This window comes from Streptococcus sp., from assembly GCF_032481935.1.
Taxonomy (GTDB): domain Bacteria; phylum Bacillota; class Bacilli; order Lactobacillales; family Streptococcaceae; genus Streptococcus.
In genome coordinates this window covers 1-5710 of record NZ_JAWERU010000064.1, presented here as the reverse complement: position 1 = coordinate 5710, position 5710 = coordinate 1, and the positions used below count along the sequence as shown (strand labels likewise).

Annotated in this window: 1 protein-coding gene and 2 pseudogenes; all 3 read left to right on the top strand. The window is 42.2% G+C overall.

Annotated elements, in window-relative coordinates; translation table 11 throughout:
- Positions 1–562: LPXTG cell wall anchor domain-containing protein (locus tag E7C97_RS08870; RefSeq protein ID WP_316108962.1), on the top strand; the 562-nt coding region annotated here is incomplete at its 5' end.
- 170 nt (positions 563–732) lie between these two features.
- Positions 733–798, top strand: a pseudogene (locus E7C97_RS08865) (YSIRK-type signal peptide-containing protein); the annotation flags it as partial.
- Between the two features lie 174 nt (positions 799–972).
- Positions 973–5710: pseudogene (locus E7C97_RS08860) on the top strand (SIALI-17 repeat-containing surface protein); the annotation flags it as partial.

Here is a 5710-nt window from a genome sequence, read left to right as displayed (position 1 = left end):
TGCACCAAGTCTTGTTAAACCAGCCGAAGAGGTTCGAATTTTGACTGATAAGGAAACTGGAGTTCTGGTAGCAGGGCTAACTACAGAGTTATCTAAAGATCTCAAGCTTCAAGTTCAAAAGGTTCTACGTCAAGAATTAGCTGGTAAACACTATGATGCATATCAAGTGAAATTGCTAGATAAGGACAACCAAGAAGTTGAACTCAAGGGTGCTGTTCTAGTGAGATTACCAGTTAAGGGACAGGTTCAAGGAGTTTATCATATGAGCTTAGATCAAGGCTTACAGGTTCAAAAGGTGACGTTTGTAGGTGACACAGTTGAATTTGTCACCAAAGATCTAGGACTTTATGCGATTGTCTATAAAGAACAAAACCAAGAACCAGTAGAACAAGCTCATGAACCAGCAGTTAATAGAGAAAACTTTGAAAATACTTCAGAGAAAGTAGATTCAGCAAGACTTCCAGAAACAGGTGAAAGTCGATCTGATACAGCTGCCTTCCTAGCAAGTCTCAGTCTTGTTTTATCAGTGGCTCTACTAACTGTTAAACGTAAAGAAAAATAGAGTTTGGAACTCTACATTGCTGATTGATTGTAGAAATACTTGAACTATCCCAGTGGATAGGATCGAAAAATGCTACAACCATATGGAGAGGACCTTTAGGTTCTCTCCGTTTTTTAAAATAGGGATGAAATCGCTTAGATGAGTGGTTGGAGGAAAGGAATAGAAGAAAGATGAATCATCAATTTTTTGAGAAACGTTGTCATTATAGCATTCGAAAATTTGCAATAGGAGCAGCTTCAGTAATGGTTGGTGCGAGTATCTTTGGAGCCAGCATGGTACAAGCTGCAGAGACAGAGCCCGCACTAGAAGCAGAAACAAGTCTTACACAGCTTCCACCAGAGGATAAGTTATCACCAGATTTGGCAGGCGCTATTAAAAGTGCAGAGGCAACCTTTGTTTCAGAGACTAAAGTGGAAGAGGTAGCTACTAAGTCCCAAGCTACCGAAGAAACTTCTTCAAAACCAGTAGAAACTAAAAATTCTACAGTAGAGGAGAAAAGTACAACCGTAGAAAATGCTTCTACAGAAGTAGCTCCTACTGAAACCAATGCAGTAACAGAACCTACGAAACCAGGTGAAGTAAATGGAACGGTGGAGAAAGCTGATTCATTTACAGCAGATAAACCTGCAAGTAAAGCAGAAATTGATGCCGCAAAATCTAAAGTAGCTAAAAAGGAATATACGGTATTTCCAAGACCTCAAAAGGTAACTTATGGCGATGGGGTTACTGCTCTGGAAGGAAAGGTAAACCTTGTCTTTAGCGATGGCTTAGATATCTATACACGTAACCGTGCCAAAGAAGTTCTCCAAGCTAGTAATGTATCTTACACTACCAGTACAAAAGCTACAGAAGGGGCGACCAACATTTTCCTTGGAGTGCGTGGGAAAGCTCCTCTGGCAGAAAAAGAAGTCCAAGATATTTCGTCTGAATTATACGATAAAATTGATGCCTATGTCTTGCGCGTGAAGGACAATAAGATTTCGATCGTCGGAAAGGATACCGATGCTGTCTTCTTTGGACTAACAACTTTGAAACAAATGCTGAAGGAGAGTCCTGTCCCAGTTCTTCGAGATGTGACAGTAGAAGATTATGCAGAAGTGAAGAATCGTAGCTTTATCGAAGGCTATTATGGAAATCCTTGGACTAAGGAAAACCGTGAGGAGTTGATGCGCTATGGTGGCGACTTAAAGCTAACTCAGTACTTTTTTGCGCCAAAAGACGATCCCTATCACAATGCTAAATGGCGTGAACTCTACCCAGAAGAAAAAATGGCAGAGATTCGTGATCTAGCTCGTGTGGGGAATGAAACAAAGACTCGCTATGTATGGACCATCCATCCATTTATGCATAACAAGATGCGTTTTGACACGGATGAATTATATAAACAAGATTTAGATGTCATTAAAGCGAAATTCACCCAATTGCTGGATGCAGGTGTGCGTGAATTTGGGGTTCTAGCTGATGATGCGGCCTGGCCTGTTGGTGGCTATAATAGTTATGTTCGGTTAATGACCGACCTGACAAATTGGCTAACTGAACAAGAAACAAAATACAGTGGCCTTCGTAAAGATATGATTTTCGTTCCAGCCTGGTATATGGGACAAGGGACAGAAGATGAACTTCGTACGCTCAACGAACGCCTTCCAGAAACGGTTCATTTAACCCTAACAGGGGGTAAGGTATGGGGTGCAGTTGACCAAACCTTCCTAACAAATTTGAAGAAGAATTTGACAGAAGGTGGCAAGAAGTATCGTCCGATTCATTTCTGGATTAACTGGCCTTGTAATGATAATACCAAGCAACACTTGATTCTAGGTGGTGGTGAAAAATTCTTACATCCCAAGGTTGATTTGTCCTTGGCGCAGGGCATCATGCTAAATCCGATGCAACAATCCGAAGCTTCAAAGGTAGCCCTTTTTGATGTGGCTCAGTATGGTTGGAAACAATGGAGAAGTGCGGAAGAAGCTGAAAAAATCAATGATATGGCCTTTAACTATGTGGTCAATGGAAATTTTGAGGAAAGTGATGTATCAAAAGCCTTTCGTGAACTTGGTAAGCATATGCGCAACCAAAACCGTCCTCCCCATGTCACAAAATTGGAAGAATCTGTTGAGCTTGCACCTAAATTGACAGACTTTTATAACAAATTGAAGACTGGTCAAAACGTAGACGCAGAGAGAAAAGAATTAAAGGGTATCTTTGCAAACTTGAAGGCTGACGCCCTCCTTCTGAAAGAAAAAGGGGACAAGAAGCTTATTGACCAAATCCACTACTGGTTAGACAATACAGTGGATCAGATGGATGCTTTAGAAGCCTTGCTGACAGCGACAGAAGGTCTGGCTGAAAAGAATGATGCTAAGGTTTGGGAGCATTATTATGCTGGGGTTAAGTATTACGATCAGTCTATTAGCTACTCTTTCTTCTATGTAGACCATTATGAACGGGCAGAGTTTGGAGTGCAACATATTCGTCCATTTATCAATAACTTAAAGGAATACTTGGCAACACATATCCAGACCATGTTGCATCCAGATAAACTTGTGACCACCTTTATTACCAACCGTGCGGGGATTGAAGGAGGTCTTGCAGAAGTAACAGATGGCGACTTGGATACTCATGCGATTGTCAAGACGACAACCGTTATTGAACGAGATGATTATGTAGGACTACGTTTCAATAAAGCCATTAAGGTCCATACGCTAGGTTTTGCTACAGGAACAAAGACAGCCGATAATTATACCTTTGGAAATGCCCTTGTCGAGTATCAAAACGAACAGGGCGACTGGGTAGCTCTCACAAGTCCAGCCTACACAGGTAGAGAACGTACGCTTGAATTTACTAATCTTGATATTACGGCACAAGCAGTTCGTATGCGTGCCACTGCTAAGAAGGATAATGCTTGGCTTGCCATGCGTGAGATTGCTGTCAATAGACCGCTCGAACTTGGAAGCAAGAAGGTAAAAGGGACCATTACTCTAAGTCCAAACCTGGTTTACAAGTATGGAACCAGTGTGCTTCAAATGCAAGATGGCAAAGATAACACCGAATCTATGATGGCTCATGCCAATCAAACGAATGTGACTCCAGAAAATGCTTGGGTTCAAATGGACTTGGGTGGAGCTAAGAAAGTGAAACATGTTCATCTAGTTCAAGGGGAAAGTGACAAACTAGCAGCTGGTGTCATCGAATATTCTACAGACGGTACAAACTGGAAGACACTTCAGACCTTAGCTGGGGATCGAATTTCAGATATTAGCCAAAACTTCACAGCACAATACGTTCGTGTTCGTAATACACAGCTTCTCAGCAAATGGTGGAGAATTGCGGACTTTAGAGTTGACGTCGATACACCAAATACTGATTTGACCGTCACCAATGTCGACAGCCTGAAGGAAACGCCAGTAGTGGACAGTCGTGGTCGTTATGAAATGACCTTACCTCAAGGGAATCATCTTCCAGCAAATGGCTATCTTGGCTTGAAATTGGATCGCCTCCATGAAGCTAGTTCAATTGCACTTGAAGGTGCAGGTGAAACAGGTTTGACACTGGAATATTCAGCAAATGAAGTGGAATGGATGAGCGCTGACCAACTTCCAGAATACGCCTTGGTACGCTATGTACGCATCGTGAACAAGACAGATAAGGATCAAGCGCTTCCTACTGGAAAATTAGTCGTCAAGACAAAAGAAGTGGATCCAACTGAACTCTTATCAACCACTATGGGTATTCACCAATATTATGGTGCTAATGATGTTCGTCGCGTTCACAATTTAGGTCAACTGTTTGATGGGGACTTTAATAATTTTGTAGAATTTTCCGATTACCAACGTAAAAACGGGGAAATTGTCATGAAACTAGGCACAATTCGTCACATCAAGAAGATTCGTGCCTATATTCAGGATGCTCAGCGTAATTATTTGCGTGATGGAAAGATTCAAGTCAGTGAAGATGGTAAGAATTGGACGGATGTTGTAACAGTCGGAGATGGTGTGGAAAATGAAATTCGTGATAATTCCTTGACCGACGGCTGGACACATGATTCTGCCAACCCAGGAAATCGTTATATTGAAGGTATTCTGGATCAACCTGTAACTGCTAAGTTTATGCGTGTTCTATTTACAGCGGACTATAATGCTCGTTTTGTAGGATTTAGCGAAATCGTGATTAATGATGGTGAATTTATCAATCCTGAAAATAATCCTACAGTGACAGGAAATGGTAGAGAAGCAGCGGATAACCTGAAGAAAAATATGACTGACGGTAATGTATTGACTAGCTATGCAGCTACTGAAGATAAAGGAGAGCTTGTTTATCATTTATCTGAAGAAACCAAGGTCAATCATATTCGCTTGATTGCTGACTTGCCAGAAGGTGCAAAAGTAAATGTCCAAGTTCGTACCTTGAATGATGCTGGTGAATCAGTATGGAAAAACTTGGGTGAAGTCAGATCAAGTTTCCAAACCTTTGCCCTTTCAGGAAAAAATCCACGGATTCTCGATGTAAAAGTTTCTTGGGAAGGTGGAGAACCAGAGTTCTACGAAATGACTACCTTCTATCAAGAAGTGGTAGACGAGCCAGCACCGACAATAAGTAAAGGCGACGAGCCAGCGCCAGTAGTAGAAGTCCCAGAATTTGAAGGTGGTGTCAATGCAGTAGAAGCCGCTAAGAATGAATTGCCAGAATACACAGATGCAATCGGCACAGTAGGCGACGAGCCAGCACCAGTGGTAGAAGTGCCAGAATTTGAGGGCGGAGTCAATGCTGTGGAAGCTGTTAAGCATGAATTGCCAGAGTACACAGATGCAATCGGCACAGTAGGCGATGAGCCAGCTCCGGTAGTAGAAGTTCCAGAATTTGAGGGCGGAGTCAATGCAGTAGAAGCCGCTAAACATGAATTGCCAGAGTACACAGAGGCAATCGGCACAGTAGGCGATGAGCCAGCTCCAGTAGTAGAAATCCCAGAATTCAAGGGTGGTGTCAATGAAGTAGAAGCCGCTAAAAACGAGTTACCAGAATACACAGGAACAGTAGCTACAACAGGAAATGAGGCTGCACCAAGTCTTGTTAAACCAGCCGAAGAGGTTCGAATTTTGACTGATAAGGAAACTGGAGTTCTGGTAGCAGGGCTAACTACAGAGTTATCTAAAG